Raw genomic sequence first — 18,535 nt, 5'->3', positions numbered from 1 at the left:
TGCACCGAAGAGCCCGGCCCAGTGCCGGGCTTTTTCATTGGCGCCTGCGCTAGAATCGCCAATGCCCTGCCCTCGAGAGCCGATCATGACCAACTGCCTGCGCTTCGCCCTCACCCCCGGAGAACCCGCCGGCATTGGCCCGGATCTATGCCTGCTGCTCGCCACCCAACGCCAGGCCCATGCGCTGATCTGCATCGCCAGCAGCGCATTGCTGAAGGCGCGCGCGGTGGAGCTAGGGCTGACCATCAGCCTGATCGAAACCGCCCCCGGCAACTGGCCGCAGCAGCCGGCCCCAGCTGGCAGCCTGTATGTATGGGATACACCTCTGGGGCAGCCGGTAACAACCGGCAAACTGGACAAGGCCAATGCGGCCTACGTACTGCAGACCCTTACGCGCGCGGGCCAGGGTTGCCTGGACGGCGATTTCGCAGGGCTGATAACCGCGCCGGTACACAAGGGCATCATCAACGATGCTGGCATCGCTTTTTCCGGCCACACCGAATTTCTCGCCGACCTGACGCATACCGAGCAGGTGGTGATGATGCTGGCAACCCATGGCCTGCGCGTTGCCCTGGTGACCACCCACCTGCCGCTCAAGGAGGTGGCTGACGCGATCACCGAAGAGCGCCTGCAACGCGTGACACGCATTCTGCATGCCGACCTGCGCGACAAGTTCGGCATTGCCGCACCCCGTATTCTGGTCTGCGGTCTCAACCCTCACGCTGGAGAAGGCGGCCACCTTGGTCGCGAGGAAATCGACATCATCGAACCGGCACTGCAGCGCTTGCGTGGCGAGGGCATCGACCTGATCGGCCCACTGCCGGCCGATACCTTGTTCACTCCAAAACACCTGGAACACTGCGACGCGGTGCTGGCCATGTACCACGATCAGGGGCTGCCGGTACTCAAGTACAAAGGCTTCGGGGCTGCCGTGAACGTGACCCTGGGCCTGCCGATCGTTCGCACTTCGGTCGATCACGGCACCGCTCTGGATCTGGCCGGCAGCGGCCGGATCGACTGCGGCAGCCTGCAGGTCGCTCTGGAAACTGCCTATGAAATGGCCCAGGGCAGCCGCAAGCTGCAAGCGACAAGCCACAAGTAGAAGCCCTTTCCCTGCTAAACTGAGCGTTTTCGCCTTACCGCTTTCTGCTGTCGCTTATGGCTTGCAGCTTGAAGCTTGGAGCTGCTCTTCGATGTCCGAGCCTTACCAACACCGTGCGCGCAAACGCTTTGGCCAGAACTTCCTTCACGATGCCGGCGTGATCCATCGCATCCTGCGCGCCATCCATGCCCGTGACAGCGAACACCTGCTGGAGATCGGCCCGGGCCAGGGCGCACTGACCGAGGGGCTGCTGAACAGTGGCGCCAGGCTCGACGTGATCGAGCTGGATCTCGACCTGATCCCCATTCTGGAAGCGAAGTTCGGCAATGAACCGCGTTTTCGCCTGAATCAGGGCGATGCCCTCAAATTCGACTTCGCCCGCCTGCAGGCCGAGCCTGGCAGCCTGCGCGTGGTCGGCAACCTGCCCTACAACATCTCCACACCACTGATTTTTCACCTGCTTGCCAACGCCCACCTGATCCGCGACATGCACTTCATGCTGCAGAAGGAAGTGGTCGAGCGCCTGGCTGCCGGCCCTGGTGGCGGCGATTGGGGTCGCCTGTCGATCATGGTCCAGTACCATTGTCAGGTTGAACATCTGTTCAACGTCGGCCCCGGCGCCTTCAACCCGCCCCCCAAGGTGGACTCGGCCATCGTCCGGCTCACGCCGCACAAGCAGCTGCCGCACCCGGCCAAGGACCATCATCTGCTCGAGCGGGTGGTGCGCGAAGCTTTCAACCAGCGTCGCAAAACCCTGCGCAACACCCTCAAGGCCCTGCTCCCAGCCAGCGAAATCGAGGCGGCTGGCGTCGACGGCAGCTTGCGCCCGGAACAGTTGGATCTGGCCGCCTTCGTGCGCCTGGCCGATCAGTTGGCGGAACAACCCGCCCCTTCGCTCACCTGACTTGCCGAGTGCCCATGTCCGACCCTCGTTACCAGATAGACGTCAGTATCGTCACCCGCTACCTGCCGGAGCAGTCGCAGCCGCAGCAGAACCGCTTCGCGTTCGCCTACGACGTGACCATCGCCAACACGGGCAGCCTGCCCGCGCAATTGCTGTCGCGCCACTGGCTGATCACCGATGGCAACGGTCAGGTCCAGGAGGTGCGTGGCGCCGGGGTGATTGGCGAGCAACCGTTGATCGAGCCAGGCACCAGCCACAGCTACAGCAGCGGCACGCTGATGGCGACTCAGGTTGGCACCATGCAGGGCAGTTACCAGATGATCGCCGATGACGGCAAACGCTTCGACGCGCCCATCGCGCCCTTCCGTCTTGCCGTACCTGGTGCCCTGCACTGATGGCGACCTATGCCGTTGGTGATCTGCAGGGCTGCCTCAAACCGCTGCAATGCCTGCTGCAGCGCGTCGCGTTCAATCCCGAGCATGATCGCCTGTGGCTGGTCGGCGACCTGATCAACCGCGGCCCCGAGTCGCTGGAAACGCTGCGTTTCCTGTATCGCATGCGCCACGCACTGGTCTGCGTGCTGGGCAATCATGACCTGCACCTGCTGGCTGCCTCGCGCAACATCGAACGCTTGAAGCGCGGCGACACTCTGCGGGAAATCCTCGAGGCGGAGGATCGCGACGAGCTGCTCGACTGGCTGCGCAGGCAAAAACTGCTGCATTACGATGAGCAGCGTGACATGGCCCTGGTGCACGCAGGCATTCCCCCGCAATGGAACATGGCCAAGGCGCTCAGGCGTGCGGCTGAAGTCGAGGGCGCGCTGGCCGATGACGCCCTCTACCCGATGTTCCTCGATGGCATGTACGGCAACGAGCCTGCGCGCTGGAACAAGGAACTGCAGGGTGTGGCGCGACTGCGGGTGATCACCAACTATTTCACCCGCATGCGCTTCTGCAAGGCGGACGGCACCCTGGACCTGAAAAGCAAGGAAGGCTTGGGCACCGCACCCGCCGGCTACTTGCCCTGGTTCAGCCACAAGCAGCGCAAGACCCGTGGCCAGAAGATCGTTTTCGGCCACTGGGCCTCCCTGGAAGGGCATTGCGATGAGCCTGGGGTGTTCGCCCTGGATTCGGGCTGCGTGTGGGGCGGCAGCCTGACCCTGATGAATATCGACAGCGGCGAGTATCATCGCTGCGACTGCAATGAGGAAACAGCATGAGCGAGTTCAAACGCATCCCCCCGGAACAGGCCCACGCCCTGCGTGAGAATGGCGCGGTGGTGGTCGACATCCGTGACCCGCAGAGCTTCGCTGCCGGGCATATCAGCGGGTCACAGCACCTGGACAACTACTCGCTGCCTGACTTCATTGCCAAGGCCGATCTCGACGGGCCGGTGATCGTCGCCTGCTACCACGGCAACTCGAGCCAGAGCGCAGCTGCGTACCTGGTTGGTCAAGGCTTCTCCGACGTCTACAGTCTCGACGGTGGCTTCGAACTGTGGCGCAACACCTTCCCGCAGGAAACCGCGTCCAGCCAGCCGGAATAAAAAAATTCTCCCGCCAGGCCCGCGCCAGCACTGGGCTTGGCCCCCTCAAGGGCGCCGCGACGGGGCGACTATCGGCGATTGCGCCTTGACCCTGCCGATTCCGAACTATCCTTACCTCAGGCCATCCCAATTCAGGTAGCCGGCCAATCGGCCGAACGGGCCATCGGTAACCACCTTCAGCAGACAGTCAGGCCATGCAACGAATGGTCATGGCAGGAGAAGGCAGCCGATACGCCGCACGGGTAACACCCGGCGGCGGCTGTCCTCTAACCTGCCACGCCACGGACAGGCCGACCACGAGGTTCTGACTGGCTGCGGGGGTGCTCGGGGGATTCATCCCGGTTGCGCAAGCGCCGGGCCTGCATGCACCCGCTCGACCGATCCCGGCCGACTCCAAGCATCGAGCGAGGTGAAGTCATGAGCATTTTCAGTCACTTCCAGCAACGATTCGAGGCGACCCGCCAGGAGGAGTACTCGCTGCAGGAGTACCTCGAACTGTGCAAACAGGATCGCAGCGCCTACGCCAGCGCCTCCGAAAGGTTGCTGATGGCGATCGGCGAACCGGAGCTGCTCGATACGTCGCATACCCCGCGGTTGTCGCGCATCTTTTCCAACAAGGTGATTCGTCGCTATCCCGCCTTCGCCGACTTCCACGGCATGGAAGAATGCATCGAGCAGATCGTTTCCTACTTCCGGCACGCCGCTCAGGGCCTGGAAGAGAAGAAACAGATCCTCTACTTGCTGGGCCCGGTCGGTGGCGGTAAATCGTCGCTGGCTGAAAAGCTCAAGCAACTGATGGAGAAGGTTCCCTTCTACGCCATCAAGGGCTCGCCGGTCTTCGAGTCCCCGCTGGGGCTGTTCAATGCCGCCGAGGACGCCGCGATTCTGGAGGAAGATTACGGTATCGAGCGGCGCTACCTGGGCAGCATCATGTCGCCCTGGGCCAGCAAGCGCCTGGCCGAGTTCGGCGGCGATATCAGCCAGTTCCGGGTGGTCAAGCTCTACCCTTCGATCCTCAACCAGATCGCCATCGCCAAGACCGAGCCTGGCGACGAGAACAACCAGGACATTTCCGCCCTGGTGGGCAAGGTGGACATCCGCAAGCTCGAGGAATACCCGCAGAACGATGCCGACGCCTACAGCTACTCGGGCGCGCTGTGCCGGGCCAACCAGGGCCTGATGGAATTCGTCGAGATGTTCAAGGCGCCTATCAAGGTGCTGCACCCACTGCTCACCGCCACCCAGGAAGGCAACTACAACAGCACCGAAGGCCTGGGGGCGATCCCCTACAACGGCATTCTGCTGGCCCACTCCAACGAATCGGAATGGCATACCTTCCGCAACAACAAGAACAATGAAGCATTCATCGACCGTATCTACATCGTCAAGGTGCCCTACTGCCTGCGCGTCAACGACGAGATCAAGATCTACGACAAGCTGTTGATCAGCAGTTCGCTGGCCAACGCGCACTGCGCGCCGGATACGCTGAAGATGCTGGCCCAGTTCTCCACGCTGTCGCGCCTCAAGGAGCCGGACAACTCCAACATCTACTCGAAGATGCGCGTCTACGACGGCGAAAACCTCAAGGACACCGATCCAAAGGCCAAATCGATTCAGGAGTATCGCGATGCCGCTGGCGTCGACGAGGGCATGAATGGTCTGTCGACCCGCTTCGCCTTCAAGATTCTCTCCAAGGTGTTCAACTTCGACCCCCATGAGATCGCCGCCAACCCGGTGCATCTGCTCTACGTGCTGGAGCAGCAGATCGAGCAGGAGCAGTTTCCCGGCGAAGTACGCGAACGCTATCTGCGCTTCATCAAGGAATACCTGGCACCGCGCTACATCGAGTTCATCGGCAAGGAGATTCAGACCGCCTATCTCGAGTCCTACAGCGAGTATGGCCAGAACATCTTCGACCGTTACGTGCTGTATGCGGACTTCTGGATTCAGGACCAGGAATACCGCGATCCGGAGACCGGCGAGATCCTCAATCGCGTCGCCCTCAACGAGGAACTGGAGAAGATCGAGAAGCCCGCCGGCATCAGTAACCCGAAGGATTTCCGCAACGAAATCGTCAATTTCGTGCTGCGTGCCCGCGCCAACAACAACGGCAAGAATCCGACCTGGCTGAGCTACGAGAAGCTGCGTGTGGTGATCGAGAAGAAGATGTTCTCCAACACCGAAGACCTGCTGCCCGTCATCAGCTTCAACGCCAAGGCCAGCAAGGAGGACCAGCAGAAGCACAACGACTTCGTCAAACGAATGGTCGAGCGCGGTTACACCGAGAAGCAGGTGCGCCTGCTGTCCGAGTGGTATTTGCGCGTACGTAAATCGCAATAACAGCAGCCACAAGCGCCAGGCTTCAAGCTGCAAGAAAAGCACGGGCCAGATACGGCCGACCTGCAGCTTGTAGCTTGCCGCTTTAAGCTGGCCCGGAGGGCCTATGAGCTACGTGATCGACCGTCGCCTGAATGGCAAGAACAAGAGCACGGTGAACCGCCAGCGGTTCATCCGTCGTTACCGTGATCACATCAAGAAGGCTGTGGAAGAGGCGGTTAGCCGCCGCTCCATCACCGATATGGAACACGGCGAGCAGATCAGCATTCCAGGGCGCGATATCGACGAACCGGTGCTGCACCATGGCCGGGGCGGCAAGCAGACCGTCGTGCATCCGGGCAACAAGGACTTCATCGCCGGCGAACGCATCCCGCGGCCGCAGGGTGGCGGCGGTGGCCAGGGGGCAGGCAAGGCCAGCAACTCCGGCGACGGCATGGATGAGTTCGTCTTCCAGATCACCCAGGAAGAATTCCTCGACTTCATGTTCGAGGATCTGGAGCTACCCAATCTGGTCAAGCGCCACCTGACCGGTGCCGAAACCTTCAAGACCGTACGCGCCGGGATCAGCAGCGAAGGCAATCCGTCGCGGATCAACATCATCCGCACCTTGCGTTCGGCACACGCGCGGCGTATCGCACTATCCGGCAGCAGCCGGGCAAAGCTGCGGGAAACCAAAGCCGAGCTGGAACGCCTGCGTAGAGAAGAACCGGACAACTTCGGCGACATTCAGCTTCTTGAAGCTGAAATCGAACGGCTTAGCGCGCGCATTCACCGCGTGCCGTTTCTCGATACCTTCGACCTCAAGTACAACCTGCTGGTCAAACACCCCACGCCCAGCTCCAAGGCGGTGATGTTCTGCCTGATGGACGTGTCCGGCTCCATGACCCAGGCCACCAAGGATGTCGCCAAGCGCTTCTTCATCCTCCTGTACCTGTTCCTCAAGCGCAATTACGACAAGATCGATGTGGTCTTCATCCGCCACCACACCAGTGCCAAGGAGGTGGACGAGGAAGAGTTCTTCTACTCGCGGGAAACCGGCGGCACCATCGTATCCAGCGCCCTGAAAATGATGCAGGAGATCATGGCCGAGCGTTACCCGGTCAACGAATGGAACATCTACGGCGCCCAGGCTTCCGACGGTGACAACTGGAACGACGACTCACCGGTGTGCAGAGACATCCTGATCAAGCAGATCATGCCTTTCGTGCAGTACTTCACCTACGTGGAAATCACCCCGCGCGAGCACCAGGCTCTGTGGTTCGAATACGAACGGGTCGCCGAAGCCTTCGACGAGACCTTCGCCCAACAGCAACTGGTATCGGCGGGAGATATCTACCCGGTATTCCGCGAACTGTTCCAGCGGAGGCTTTCGACATGAGCAGCAGCGCCAGCAACAGGAAACGCCAGCCCCTGTCCACCGGTTCGGAATGGACCTTCGAGCTGATTCGCGACTACGACCGGGAAATCAGCCGGCTCGCCGAACGCTATGCGCTGGACACCTATCCGAACCAGATCGAGGTGATCACCGCCGAGCAGATGATGGATGCCTACGCATCGGTAGGTATGCCACTGGGTTATCACCACTGGTCGTACGGCAAGCAGTTCCTCAGCACTGAAAAATCCTACAGCCGCGGCCAGATGGGGCTGGCTTACGAAATCGTGATCAACTCCGACCCCTGCATCGCCTACCTGATGGAGGAAAACACCATCACCATGCAGGCGCTGGTGATCGCCCATGCCTGTTACGGTCACAACAGCTTCTTCAAGGGCAACTACCTGTTCCGCACCTGGACCGACGCCAGTTCGATCATCGATTACCTGGTGTTCGCCAAGCAGTACATCACCCAGTGCGAAGAGCGCCATGGCATCGACGCGGTCGAGGACCTGATCGACTCCTGCCATGCGCTGATGAACTACGGTGTGGATCGCTACAAGCGGCCCTACCCAATCTCCGCCGAAGAGGAGCGACGTCGCCAGAAGGATCGCGAAGAGCACCTGCAGCGCCAGATCAACGATCTGTGGCGCACCATCCCCAAGAGCGCCAGCAAGGCCGGTGACGGCGACAGCAAGCGCTTTCCCGCGGAGCCCCAGGAAAACATCCTGTATTTCCTGGAAAAGCACGCCCCGCTGCTGGAGCCCTGGCAGCGCGAAGTGATCCGCATCGTGCGCAAGATCGCCCAGTATTTCTATCCGCAGCGCCAGACCCAGGTCATGAACGAGGGCTGGGCGACCTTCTGGCATTACACCCTGATGAACGACCTCTACGACGAAGGCCTGGTTACCGAAGGCTTCATGATGGAGTTCTTGCAGTCGCACACCAGCGTGGTGCTGCAACCGTCTTTCGACAGCCCCTATTACAGCGGCATCAATCCCTACGCGCTGGGCTTCGCGATGTATCGCGACATCCGCCGCATTTGCGAAGAGCCTACGGAAGAAGATCGTCACTGGTTCCCGGATATTGCCGGCAGCGACTGGCTGAGCACACTGAAATTCGCCATGACCAGCTTCAAGGACGAGAGCTTCATCCTGCAGTACCTGTCGCCCAAGGTAATCCGTGACCTGAAGCTGTTCAGCATTCTCGATGATGACCAGAAGGACGAGTTGAGCGTGCCCGCCATCCATGACGAGCCAGGCTACCGCACCATCCGCGAAACCCTGGCGGCCCAGTACAACCTGGGCAATCGCGAACCCAACGTGCAGATCTGGAGCATCGACCGGCGCGGCGATCGCTCACTGACCCTGCGTCACTTCCAGCACGACCGCAAACCGCTGGGCAGCTCCACCGAGGAAGTACTCAAGCACCTGCACCGGCTGTGGGGCTTCGATATCCACCTGCAGACCCTGCAGGGCGAACAGATCGTCAACACCCAGCACGTGCCGCCCAAAAGCGACACGGCCGCGAACGGCGAGTTTCCGCGCCTGGATCTGCATATCCCTCCACTTTGATAGCGGGCCCTGATTGGGCCCGCGTCTTCGTGCGCAACGACAGGCTCCGGCACAGCGGTTATCCTCTGCCGATGACGGAGAACCCTATGCTCATCTATAAAGTTGGCGGCGCCGTACGAGATCGCCTGCTCGGCCGCCCGGTCACCGAGATCGACTGGGTCGTGGTCGGCGCTACTGCCGAGGCCATGCTGGAAGCGGGCTATCGCCCGGTTGGCGCGGATTTCCCGGTGTTCCTGCACCCGCAAACAGGCGAGGAATACGCCCTGGCGCGTACCGAACGCAAGAGTGGCCGCGGCTACGGCGGCTTCACCTTCCATGCCAGCCCGGAAGTGACTCTCGAAGAGGATCTGATCCGCCGCGACCTGACCATCAACGCCATCGCCGAGGATCCAGATGGCGGGCTTATCGACCCCTATGGCGGGCAACGCGACCTGGCTGCCAAACAGCTGCGGCATGTCTCGCTGGCTTTCGCCGAGGACCCACTGCGTGTTTTGCGGGTAGCGCGCTTCGCAGCCCGTTATGCACCACTGGGCTTCAGCGTGGCCGCCGAGACCCAGGCGCTGATGCGCCAACTTGCGGAATCCGGCGAGCTGGACGCCCTGACACCGGAACGCAGTTGGAAAGAGATCTCCCGTGCTCTGATGGAGCCACGACCTGACGTTTTCATTCAGGTACTGCACGACTGCGGAGCCCTGGCAGCCCTGCTACCCGAGGTGGATGCGCTGTTCGGCGTACCGCAGCCACCGGCTCATCACCCCGAGATAGACACCGGCATCCACGTACTGGCCGTGCTGCGCCAGTGCGCTGAACACGGTCAACCGCTGCCGGTCCGCTGGGCCTGCCTGCTGCACGACGTGGGCAAGGGCCTCACCGAGCCCGCCGAATGGCCTAGGCATATCGCCCACGAACAGCACGGCATACCGCTGATCCAGGCGATCAACAGCCGCTGCAAGGTACCCCGGGAATGCCAGGAGTTGGCCGAACTGGTCGGGGAGTTCCACACCCACGCCCACCGCGCCATGGAGCTGCGAGCCTCTACGCTGCTGGAGCTGATGCAGCGCTTCGACGTGTTCCGCCGCCCGCAGCGCTTCGAGGCTTTCGTGGCCGCCAGCGAAATGGATGCCCGGGGTCGTCATGGCCTGGAACAGCGTGAGTACCCGCAAGCCGGCTACCTGCTGGGCGCCATGCAGGCGGTTCGTGACGTCGCCGTGCAGCCCCTTCTTGAGCGCGGTTACAAGGGCGCCGAACTGGGCGACGCCCTCAGTCGCGAGCGCCTTGCAGCGCTCAAGGCTTTCAAGCAAATCCGCGGGGAGACTTAGCACCTCAAGGCGAAAGCGGACCTTCGATTTGGTGGGCTGAAGCCCACCCTACAGCCGCGCATCTAACCGGGTGGGCCGGACGGCGATCCGCTTCAGTCCACCAATTGGCGCCCCACACAATGAACGGCGGCTTTCGCCAGGTTGTCGTTATCGCTTTGGAATGGTTGGAAAACTGCTTCCAAAGATCATGAACAGGTTCTCAGGGCGATGGCAGCAACTCGGCAGGCGTCAGCTCGCTGCCTCGCCACTGAAAGGACACCGGCCACAGTTGCTGCTCGATCCGCGCCTCGCGCCACAACTGGGCGAAGCTGCGCCCGACGCCCGGATGCTCGACGTCCGGTACCAGCAGGGCCAGTGGCCTGAGCACGAAAGCGTTCTTGAGGATTTCCGCACGGGGCAGCACCAGACCATCGAAGCTGCCGACCAGGGCGTCGTACATCAGCACGTCGATATCCAGCGGCAAGCCCTTGCGATCCGGGGCGTAACGGCCATTGTCGGCTTCGATGAATTTCAGCCGGCGATCCAGCTCGAGCAGCGGCAAGGTGGTCTGCCCGGCAATCACCAGATTGAAGAACGGGCCGCTCTTGATGCCCACCGCCAGGCTTTCGAAGACCGGCGAACAGCGCATGTCGGTAACGATCTCGGCCAGCGCATCAAGGCCGGCGCGCAGATGTTCCTCGCGCTGGATGTTGCTGCCCAGGCCCAGCAGTATCGGGGTTAGCGACATCCGCGCTCGATCTCCACGCCAACACCGCCACGGGCAGCAGGCACTGCGCCCGGCTTGGTCAGGCGCAAACGCACCCAGGGGATGCCGAATTCATTCATCAGCAGCTCGACCAGTCGCTCGGCGAAGGTTTCCACGAGGATGAACTGCGATTCGCTGGCGAACGCCTGAATACGCGTGGACACCGAGGCGTAATCCAGCGCCTTGGTCAAATCATCATCCTCGGCCGCCGGACGGTTGTCCCAGCCCAGCCACAGATCCAACTGCAGGCATTGGCGGATGGTGCGTTCCCAGTCGTAGGCACCGATGACGGTATCGACTTCCAGACCCGCGATAAACACTGTGTCCAAGCATGCTCTCCACGGCACGACAAGCTCGCCGTACCTCGTTAGAATCGGGCATCCCCCGGCGCGGAATGGATACCATGTTTTGGTTGCTGGCGATCCTCGCCTACCTGCTCGGCTCGCTGTCCTTCGCTATCCTGCTCAGCCGCATGACCGGCCTGGCGGACCCGCGCGCCAGTGGTTCGGGTAATCCCGGCGCCACCAACATGCTCAGGGTAGCGGGCAAGCGCCTGGCCATTCTCACGCTGATTGGCGATCTGTTCAAAGGTTTGCTGCCGGTCGTGCTTGCCGCCCACCTTGGATTCGACCTGCAACAGCAGGCCTGGCTGGGGCTGGCGGCCGTGATCGGGCACCTTTACCCGGTCTACTTCCGTTTTCGCGGCGGCAAGGGCGTCGCCACCGCAGCGGGCATGCTGCTCGGCCTGTATCCGCCTGCGGCGCTGCTGGCGCTCTGTACCTGGCTGCTGACCTTCACCCTGACCCGTACCAGCTCCCTCGCCGCACTGACCGCGGCGCCGCTGACCCTGCCCCTGCTCGCCTGGCAACAGCCGGCTGCGCTGCTGCCGATGTGCGTGCTCAGCGGGCTGATCGTCTGGCGCCACCGCAGCAATCTACGCGATCTGTGGGCCGGCCGTGAGCGGCATTTCTGACCAGGCAGTTGCACGCTTCAAACTAAGAGCAAACATCCCGCTCTCGTTCAATGCCCTGCACGAGGCTCGCAGCCAGGCAGATCTTCCATCGGCCAGCGTGCCTGTACGCTGATCGCCAGGTCCTGATGCTGCCCGGCCAGCAGGCGCTGGCAACCGGCGTAGGCGATCATCGCGCCGTTGTCGGTACAGAATGCCGGACGGGCGTAGAAGACCTTGCCCTTCAGCGCTGCCAGCATGTCCTCCAGCGACACGCGCAGCGCCTGGTTGGCGCTTACGCCGCCGGCTATCACCAGGCTGTTGAGGCCGGTCTGCTTGAGCGCCCGGCGACATTTGATGGTCAGCGTCTCGACCACCGCCTGCTGGAATGCCAGGGCCACGTCGCAACGGGTCTGCTCGCTGTCGTCGCCATTGGCGCCGCATTGCTGCCAGGTATTGAGGGTGAAGGTCTTCAGACCGCTGAAGCTGAAATCCAGGCCAGGACGATCGGTCATCGGCCGCGGAAACACGAAGCGCCCTGGCGTGCCACGCTCGGCGAGCCGGGCGATTTCCGGGCCGCCGGGATAACGCAGGCCCATCAGCTTGGCGGTCTTGTCGAACGCTTCGCCGGCAGCATCGTCCAGCGACTCGCCGAGCAACTGGTATTCGCCGATTCCATCGACCCGAACCAGTTGGGTGTGCCCACCCGATACCAACAAGGCGACGAACGGAAAAGCCGGTGGAGTCGGCTCGAGCATGGGTGCCAGCAGATGGCCTTCCATATGGTGCACGCCGATGGCCGGGATATCCCAGGCGAACGCCAGGGCCTGGGCGCAGGAGGCGCCGACCAGCAAGGCGCCGACCAGGCCCGGCCCAGCGGTGTAGGCGATGGCGTCGATGTCGGTAGCCACGCAGCCGGCCTCCTCCAGAACCTGGCGGATCAGCGGCAGCATGCGTTTGACGTGGTCACGCGAGGCCAGCTCGGGCACCACACCGCCGTATGCACGGTGCAGGTCGATCTGACTGAACAGTGCATCGGCCAGCAGGCCGCGCTCGCTGTCGTAGAGCGCGACACCCGTCTCGTCGCACGAAGTTTCCAATCCCAGAACAAGCATGGTTTCGCCTTGAGGTTAGACAGACCGGCAGCCCGCCGGGCGTGAAAGGCCGGCATAATAATCGTCGCCAAGTGGCACAGACCAGTGCTTTTCGATCAGAGGCTTTGCATTCCGGTTGACGAGGCGGTAACATCCGCAACCCTTAAAAACCTGTGATCTTTCCGTGCCGTTGCCGGAAGACACAAACCTCCGGTAATAAAGAAGGTAGCTCTGGATGCCAGCCGTCAAAGTTAAAGAGAACGAACCCTTCGACGTAGCTCTGCGTCGTTTCAAGCGCTCCTGCGAAAAAGCCGGTGTTCTGGCCGAAGTTCGTAGCCGCGAATTCTACGAGAAGCCGACCGCCGAGCGTAAGCGCAAAGCAGCTGCCGCTGTTAAGCGTCACGCCAAGAAAGTGCAGCGCGAACAGCGCCGCAGCGTTCGCCTGTACTAATACCGTACAAGCAACGTTCTATGCCTGGCCCACGCCAGGCATTATCGTCAAAGACTCCGCTTCGCCTCCTGGCGAATGATCGGAGTTTTTGCGTTTTTGCCGCTGCCGTTTCCCCGCGCATTGCGGCACTATTGAGCACCTATGGCCGGACTGATCCCGCAATCCTTCATCGATGATTTGCTCAACCGCACCGACATCGTCGATGTGGTGAGTTCGCGCATCCAGTTGAAGAAGACCGGCAAGAACTACAGCGCCTGCTGCCCGTTCCACAAGGAAAAGTCCCCGTCCTTCACCGTCAGCCCCGACAAGCAGTTCTATTACTGCTTCGGCTGCGGCGCCGGTGGCAACGCCCTGGGCTTCGTGATGGATCACGACCAGATGGAGTTCCCCCAGGCGGTAGAGGAACTGGCCAAACGTGCTGGCATGGACGTCCCACGCGAAGACGGCGGACGCGGCGGCAAGCCGCGCCAACCGAGCGACTCGCCACTCTATGCGTTGCTCAAGGCCGCCGCGGACTTCTATCGCCAGGCACTGAAGAGCCACCCGCAGCGCCGCGCCGCGGTCGACTACCTGAAAGGTCGTGGGCTGTCCGGCGAGATCGCCCGGGACTTCGGCCTTGGCTTCGCACCACCCGGCTGGGACAACCTGCTCAAACACCTGGCCGGCGACAGCCTGCAGCACAAGGCGATGATCGATGCCGGCCTGCTGGTGGAGAATCCCGACAGCGGCAAACGCTACGACCGCTTCCGTGATCGAGTGATCTTCCCCATCCACGACAGCCGCGGCCGCGTCATCGCCTTTGGTGGCCGGGTACTGGGCGACGACAAACCCAAGTACCTTAACTCGCCGGAAACTCCGGTGTTCCACAAAGGCCAGGAGCTCTATGGCCTGTACGAGGCGCGCAAGCACAACCGCAATCTCGACGAGATCATGGTGGTCGAGGGCTACATGGACGTCATCGCCCTCGCCCAGCAAGGCCTGCGCAATGCCGTGGCGACCTTGGGCACGGCGACCAGCGAGGAACACCTCAAGCGCCTGTTTCGCCTGGTGCCCAGCGTCTTGTTCTGTTTCGATGGCGACCAGGCCGGCCGCAACGCCGCCTGGCGCGCACTGGAGGCCGCCCTGCCGAACCTGCAGGATGGCCGCCGCGCACGCTTCCTGTTCCTGCCTGAAGGCGAAGACCCGGACACTCTGGTGCGCAGCGAAGGCACCGACGCTTTCCGCGCACGCATCCATCAACATGCCCAGCCACTGGCGGACTACTTCTTTCAGCAGTTGAGCGAAGAGGCGGACCCCCGCTCTCTGGAGGGCAAGGCGCACCTGGTGACCCTGGCCGCGCCGCTGATCGAAAAGATCCCCGGCAATACCCTGCGCGCCCTGATGCGCCAACGCCTGACCCAGATCACCGGCCTCGATACCGACACCCTGAGCCAGATGTCGGCGCCGCCAGCCCGCCAGGCACATGCTCCCGCCCAGCAGAGCAGCGATCACCACGCGCCGCCGTTCGAAGCCATCCCCGATAGCGCTTACTACGACGCGGCACCGAGTTACGAGGAGCAGCAACCGGTACAGGCTTTCGAGCGCCCCGCCAGAAAACAGGGCAAGGGCGAATGGAAAAAGGACGGCGGCAAGTGGAACAAGAAAGGCCGCGACGACTATCACCCGCCACGCACGGCGGTGAGCGTCGAGTCACCCCACCTGAGCGCCTTGCGCAGCTTGCTGCACCACCCGGAACTGGCACAAAGGGTCGACGATGTCAGCAATTTCGCTGCCGAAGGCGACACTTACGCCCAGTTACTGGTAGCACTGGTGGGCACCCTGCAAAAGCAGCCGGCCCTGCGTTCGCTGCAACTGATCGCCCGCTGGCACGGCACCGAACAGGGCCGCCTGCTCAAGGTACTGGCAGAAAAAGAATGGTTAATCGATCAGGACAACCTTGAACGGCAGTTTTTCGACACCATAACTACACTTGTCCATAGCCAGTCGCTAAGACGGCGCGAAACCGCTCTGCGCAGCATCATGCAGAAAAGCCCGAGCGAACTCACCGACGAGGAAAAGGCGCTGCTGCGAGAGCATTACAGCAACCTCACCTCGCCCAGCAAGACCCCAACTGGCGCCTGAGCGCCGAGCTGAGGTATAATCCTCGGCTTGTTTTCAGCCCGCCAAGACCTTCAGTGGATAGGGTGTTATGTCCGGAAAAGCGCAACAGCAATCTCGTATCAAAGAGTTGATCACCCTGGGTCGTGAGCAGAAGTATCTGACTTACGCAGAGGTCAACGACCACCTGCCCGAGGATATTTCAGATCCTGAGCAGGTGGAAGACATCATCCGCATGATCAATGACATGGGGATCCCGGTACACGAGAGTGCTCCGGATGCAGACGCCCTGATGCTGGCCGATGCCGACACCGACGAAGCTGCCGCTGAAGAAGCGGCTGCTGCGTTGGCTGCGGTTGAAACCGATATCGGTCGCACCACGGACCCAGTGCGCATGTACATGCGTGAAATGGGTACCGTGGAACTGCTGACCCGTGAAGGCGAAATCGAAATCGCCAAGCGCATTGAAGAAGGCATCCGTGAAGTAATGGGCGCAGTGGCTCACTTCCCGGGTACCGTCGACAGCATTCTCGCCGAGTACACTCGCGTCACCACCGAGGGCGGCCGTCTGGTCGAAGTGCTCAGTGGCTACATCGACCCGGACGACGGCATCGTTCCTGCTGAAGCTGCGGCCCCCGTGCCCGCTGCGGCCGGCGATGCAGCCGAAGAAAAGGACGATGAAGAAGAAGACGGCGACAGCGACGACGAGGAAGAAGAAGGCGACGGCGGCCCTGATCCGGAAGAGGCTCTGCGCCGCTTCACGGCAGTCTCCGACCAGCTGGAAATCGCCAAGAAAGCGCTGAAGAAGCATGGCCGCAGCAGCAAGCAGGCCATCGCCGAACTCAAGGCGCTGGCCGAGCTGTTCATGCCGATCAAACTGGTGCCCAAGCAGTACGACGCACTGGTAGTGCGCGTGCGTGAAGCGCTGGATCGTCTGCGTGGCCAGGAACGCGCCATCATGCAGCTGTGCGTACGTGATGCACGTATGCCGCGCGCCGACTTCCTGCGCCTGTTCCCGGGCAACGAAGTGGATCTGGACTGGGCCGCGAGCCTGGCCAAGGGCAAGTCCAAGTATGCGGAAGCCATCGGCAACCTGCAGGCAGACATTCAGCGCTGCCAGCAGAAGCTGATCGCCCTGCAGACCGAAAGCGACCTGACCCTGGCCGAGATCAAGGACATCAACCGTCGCATGTCGATCGGTGAGGCGAAAGCCCGCCGCGCGAAGAAAGAGATGGTCGAAGCCAACCTGCGCCTGGTGATCTCGATCGCCAAGAAGTACACCAACCGTGGCCTGCAATTCCTCGATCTGATCCAGGAAGGCAACATCGGCTTGATGAAGGCGGTGGACAAGTTCGAATACCGTCGTGGCTACAAGTTCTCGACCTATGCCACCTGGTGGATCCGTCAGGCGATCACTCGCTCGATCGCCGACCAGGCCCGCACCATCCGTATTCCGGTGCACATGATCGAGACGATCAACAAGCTCAACCGCATCTCCCGTCAGATGCTTCAGGAAATGGGCCGCGAGCCTACTCCGGAAGAGCTGGGTGAGCGCATGGAAATGCCCGAGGACAAGATCCGCAAGGTATTGAAGATCGCCAAAGAGCCGATCTCCATGGAAACCCCGATCGGCGACGACGAAGATTCGCACCTGGGCGACTTCATCGAGGACTCCACCATGCAATCGCCGATCGACGTGGCGACCGTGGAAAGCCTCAAGGAAGCCACCCGCGAAGTCCTGGCTGGCCTCACTGCACGTGAAGCCAAGGTACTGCGCATGCGCTTCGGTATCGACATGAACACTGACCACACCCTCGAGGAAGTGGGCAAACAGTTCGACGTTACCCGCGAGCGTATTCGCCAGATCGAAGCCAAGGCGCTGCGCAAGCTGCGTCACCCGACCCGTAGCGAACACCTGCGCTCGTTCCTCGACGAGTAACGGTTCACGGGAATGAAAAATGCCGGACAGCGCGAGCTGCCCGGCATTTTTTATGCCTGGGAAAACTAGGCGCTCAGCGCGGCGAAGCCCTGGCGAATCGCCTCTTCAGGCAGGTTGTCGCCGATGAAGACGATCACGCTCTCACGCTTCTCGTCAGCCCCCCACCCGCTGTCCCAATCGAACCCATAGAGCCGCAGCACGCCCTGGAACACCATGCGACGGTCCTCCCCGGCAATGCTCAGCACGCCCTTGTAGCGCAACAGTGAATTGCCGTGCTCCTCCAACAGCTCTTCCATGAAGCCGGAAAGCCGATCCAGATCCAGTGGCGTATCGCTGGTGAGCACCAGCGTGGAGATACGGTCGCTGTTCTTGCCAGGTGCAACCGGGCGCAGGCTCGGTGCGATATCGGCGTTGAGGTTGAAACCACGCACATCGAGTAGCTCGCCCAGGTCGATACGGCCGTGCTCGACCACCCGGATAGGCGCCCGTCGGTTGATGCGCTGCAAGCGCGCGATCAAGGCTTCACGGCTGGTTTCGTCGACCAGATCGGTCTTGCTCAACAGAATGCGGTCAGCGAAACCGACCTGAGCCTGGGCGATGGTTTCCTGCAGGTGGCGCTCGGCGTTGGCGGCATCCACCAGGGTGATGATGCCGTCCAGCACGTAACGCTCGCACAACTCCTCCGTCGCGAAGAAGGTCTGCGCTACCGGCGCCGGGTCGGCGAGGCCGGTGCATTCGATCACCAGACGATCGAATGCCAGCTCGCCGCTGTCGAGCTTCTCCAGCAGCAGGAACAACGCCTTCTCTAGCTCCACGTGGATGGAACAGCATACGCAGCCATTGGCCAGAGTCATCACCTGCACCGGCTCGCTGCCAAGCAACTGGCTGTCGATCGGTACTTCACTGAATTCGTTTTCGATGACCGCGATTTTCAGGCCATGCTCGGCCTTCAGCACATAACGCAACAGGGTGGTCTTGCCAGCCCCGAGAAAGCCGCTGAGCACGGTGACCGGAATGGGGGAAAAGGACATAAAACACGTTCCTCTGAATGACACACGCCACGACTAGGCGTGGCGTGTGGTTCTTGAACCAGGCGGTTAGCCCGGA

General features: G+C 61.8%; 17 protein-coding genes. 13 read left to right on the top strand and 4 right to left on the bottom strand.

Features of this window, described 5'->3' with window-relative positions:
* Nucleotides 1-85 precede the first annotated feature (85 nt).
* From pdxA to FHR27_RS24440, 9 genes are all read left to right on the top strand, one after another.
* The gene (gene pdxA, locus FHR27_RS24480; protein WP_179539796.1) at nt 86-1,102 is read left to right on the top strand and encodes a 4-hydroxythreonine-4-phosphate dehydrogenase PdxA; all 1,017 of its coding nucleotides are present in this window, start codon (nt 86-88) and stop codon (nt 1,100-1,102) included.
* 91 nt (nt 1,103-1,193) lie between these two features.
* On the top strand, nt 1,194-2,006 hold the full coding sequence (gene rsmA / locus FHR27_RS24475; RefSeq protein WP_179539795.1) for a 16S rRNA (adenine(1518)-N(6)/adenine(1519)-N(6))-dimethyltransferase RsmA: 813 nt from the start codon (nt 1,194-1,196) through the stop codon (nt 2,004-2,006).
* A 14-nt stretch (nt 2,007-2,020) separates the two neighbouring features.
* Entirely contained in the window at nt 2,021-2,401 is a 381-nt protein-coding gene (apaG, locus tag FHR27_RS24470) for a Co2+/Mg2+ efflux protein ApaG (protein WP_042556587.1), read from the top strand.
* Nucleotides 2,401-3,225, top strand: coding sequence for a symmetrical bis(5'-nucleosyl)-tetraphosphatase (locus FHR27_RS24465; protein ID WP_179539794.1), 825 nt, complete (start codon nt 2,401-2,403; stop codon nt 3,223-3,225). The genes apaG and FHR27_RS24465 overlap by 1 nt, the downstream gene beginning before the upstream one ends.
* Nucleotides 3,222-3,551, top strand: coding sequence for a thiosulfate sulfurtransferase GlpE (gene glpE, locus FHR27_RS24460; RefSeq protein ID WP_042556585.1), 330 nt, complete (start codon nt 3,222-3,224; stop codon nt 3,549-3,551). Before FHR27_RS24465 ends, glpE begins: the two co-directional genes overlap by 4 nt.
* A 417-nt stretch (nt 3,552-3,968) precedes the next feature.
* Complete coding sequence (locus tag FHR27_RS24455; RefSeq protein ID WP_042556584.1) at nt 3,969-5,891, top strand: PrkA family serine protein kinase; 1,923 nt, start codon at nt 3,969-3,971, stop codon at nt 5,889-5,891.
* Between the two features lie 103 nt (nt 5,892-5,994).
* Nucleotides 5,995-7,266, top strand: coding sequence for a YeaH/YhbH family protein (locus tag FHR27_RS24450; protein ID WP_042556583.1), 1,272 nt, complete (start codon nt 5,995-5,997; stop codon nt 7,264-7,266).
* Nucleotides 7,263-8,834, top strand: a complete 1,572-nt coding sequence (locus tag FHR27_RS24445) for a SpoVR family protein (protein WP_042556582.1) — start codon at nt 7,263-7,265, stop codon at nt 8,832-8,834. Before FHR27_RS24450 ends, FHR27_RS24445 begins: the two co-directional genes overlap by 4 nt.
* 86 nt (nt 8,835-8,920) lie before the next feature.
* Entirely contained in the window at nt 8,921-10,153 is a 1,233-nt protein-coding gene (locus FHR27_RS24440; protein ID WP_179539793.1) for a multifunctional CCA addition/repair protein, read from the top strand.
* A gap of 199 nt (nt 10,154-10,352) precedes the next feature.
* Here the strand turns inward: FHR27_RS24440 and folK are convergent, their stop codons facing one another.
* Together folK and folB are read right to left on the bottom strand one after the other, a co-directional pair.
* The gene (folK, locus tag FHR27_RS24435) at nt 10,353-10,880 is read right to left on the bottom strand and encodes a 2-amino-4-hydroxy-6-hydroxymethyldihydropteridine diphosphokinase (protein ID WP_042556580.1); all 528 of its coding nucleotides are present in this window, start codon (nt 10,878-10,880) and stop codon (nt 10,353-10,355) included.
* Nucleotides 10,871-11,227, bottom strand: a complete 357-nt coding sequence (gene folB, locus FHR27_RS24430) for a dihydroneopterin aldolase (protein ID WP_042556579.1) — start codon at nt 11,225-11,227, stop codon at nt 10,871-10,873. Before folB ends, folK begins: the two co-directional genes overlap by 10 nt.
* 74 nt (nt 11,228-11,301) lie before the next feature.
* Between folB and plsY the strand changes: the two genes are divergently transcribed.
* On the top strand, nt 11,302-11,871 hold the full coding sequence (gene plsY / locus FHR27_RS24425) for a glycerol-3-phosphate 1-O-acyltransferase PlsY (protein WP_042556628.1): 570 nt from the start codon (nt 11,302-11,304) through the stop codon (nt 11,869-11,871).
* Between the two features lie 47 nt (nt 11,872-11,918).
* Here the strand turns inward: plsY and tsaD are convergent, their stop codons facing one another.
* Nucleotides 11,919-12,962 (bottom strand): tRNA (adenosine(37)-N6)-threonylcarbamoyltransferase complex transferase subunit TsaD, encoded by a 1,044-nt coding sequence (gene tsaD / locus FHR27_RS24420; protein WP_179539792.1) that lies wholly within the window; start codon nt 12,960-12,962, stop codon nt 11,919-11,921.
* A gap of 214 nt (nt 12,963-13,176) precedes the next feature.
* Between tsaD and rpsU the strand changes: the two genes are divergently transcribed.
* From rpsU to rpoD, 3 genes are all read left to right on the top strand, one after another.
* Nucleotides 13,177-13,392 (top strand): 30S ribosomal protein S21, encoded by a 216-nt coding sequence (gene rpsU / locus FHR27_RS24415; RefSeq protein ID WP_003290642.1) that lies wholly within the window; start codon nt 13,177-13,179, stop codon nt 13,390-13,392.
* Between the two features lie 141 nt (nt 13,393-13,533).
* A complete protein-coding gene (gene dnaG / locus FHR27_RS24410) occupies nt 13,534-15,513 on the top strand; it encodes a DNA primase (protein WP_179539791.1) in 1,980 nt (659 codons plus the stop codon).
* A 67-nt stretch (nt 15,514-15,580) separates the two neighbouring features.
* Entirely contained in the window at nt 15,581-17,428 is a 1,848-nt protein-coding gene (rpoD, locus tag FHR27_RS24405; protein WP_042556576.1) for an RNA polymerase sigma factor RpoD, read from the top strand.
* Nucleotides 17,429-17,493: 65 nt separating this feature from the next.
* On the opposite strand, the gene yjiA is transcribed toward rpoD, so the two are convergent.
* Nucleotides 17,494-18,459, bottom strand: a complete 966-nt coding sequence (yjiA, locus tag FHR27_RS24400) for a GTPase (RefSeq protein ID WP_179539790.1) — start codon at nt 18,457-18,459, stop codon at nt 17,494-17,496.
* Nucleotides 18,460-18,535: the final 76 nt, after the last annotated feature.

Source organism: Pseudomonas flavescens (genome assembly GCF_013408425.1).
GTDB lineage: Bacteria > Pseudomonadota > Gammaproteobacteria > Pseudomonadales > Pseudomonadaceae > Aquipseudomonas > Aquipseudomonas fulva_A.
This window is presented reverse-complemented; position numbering and strand designations above follow the sequence as displayed.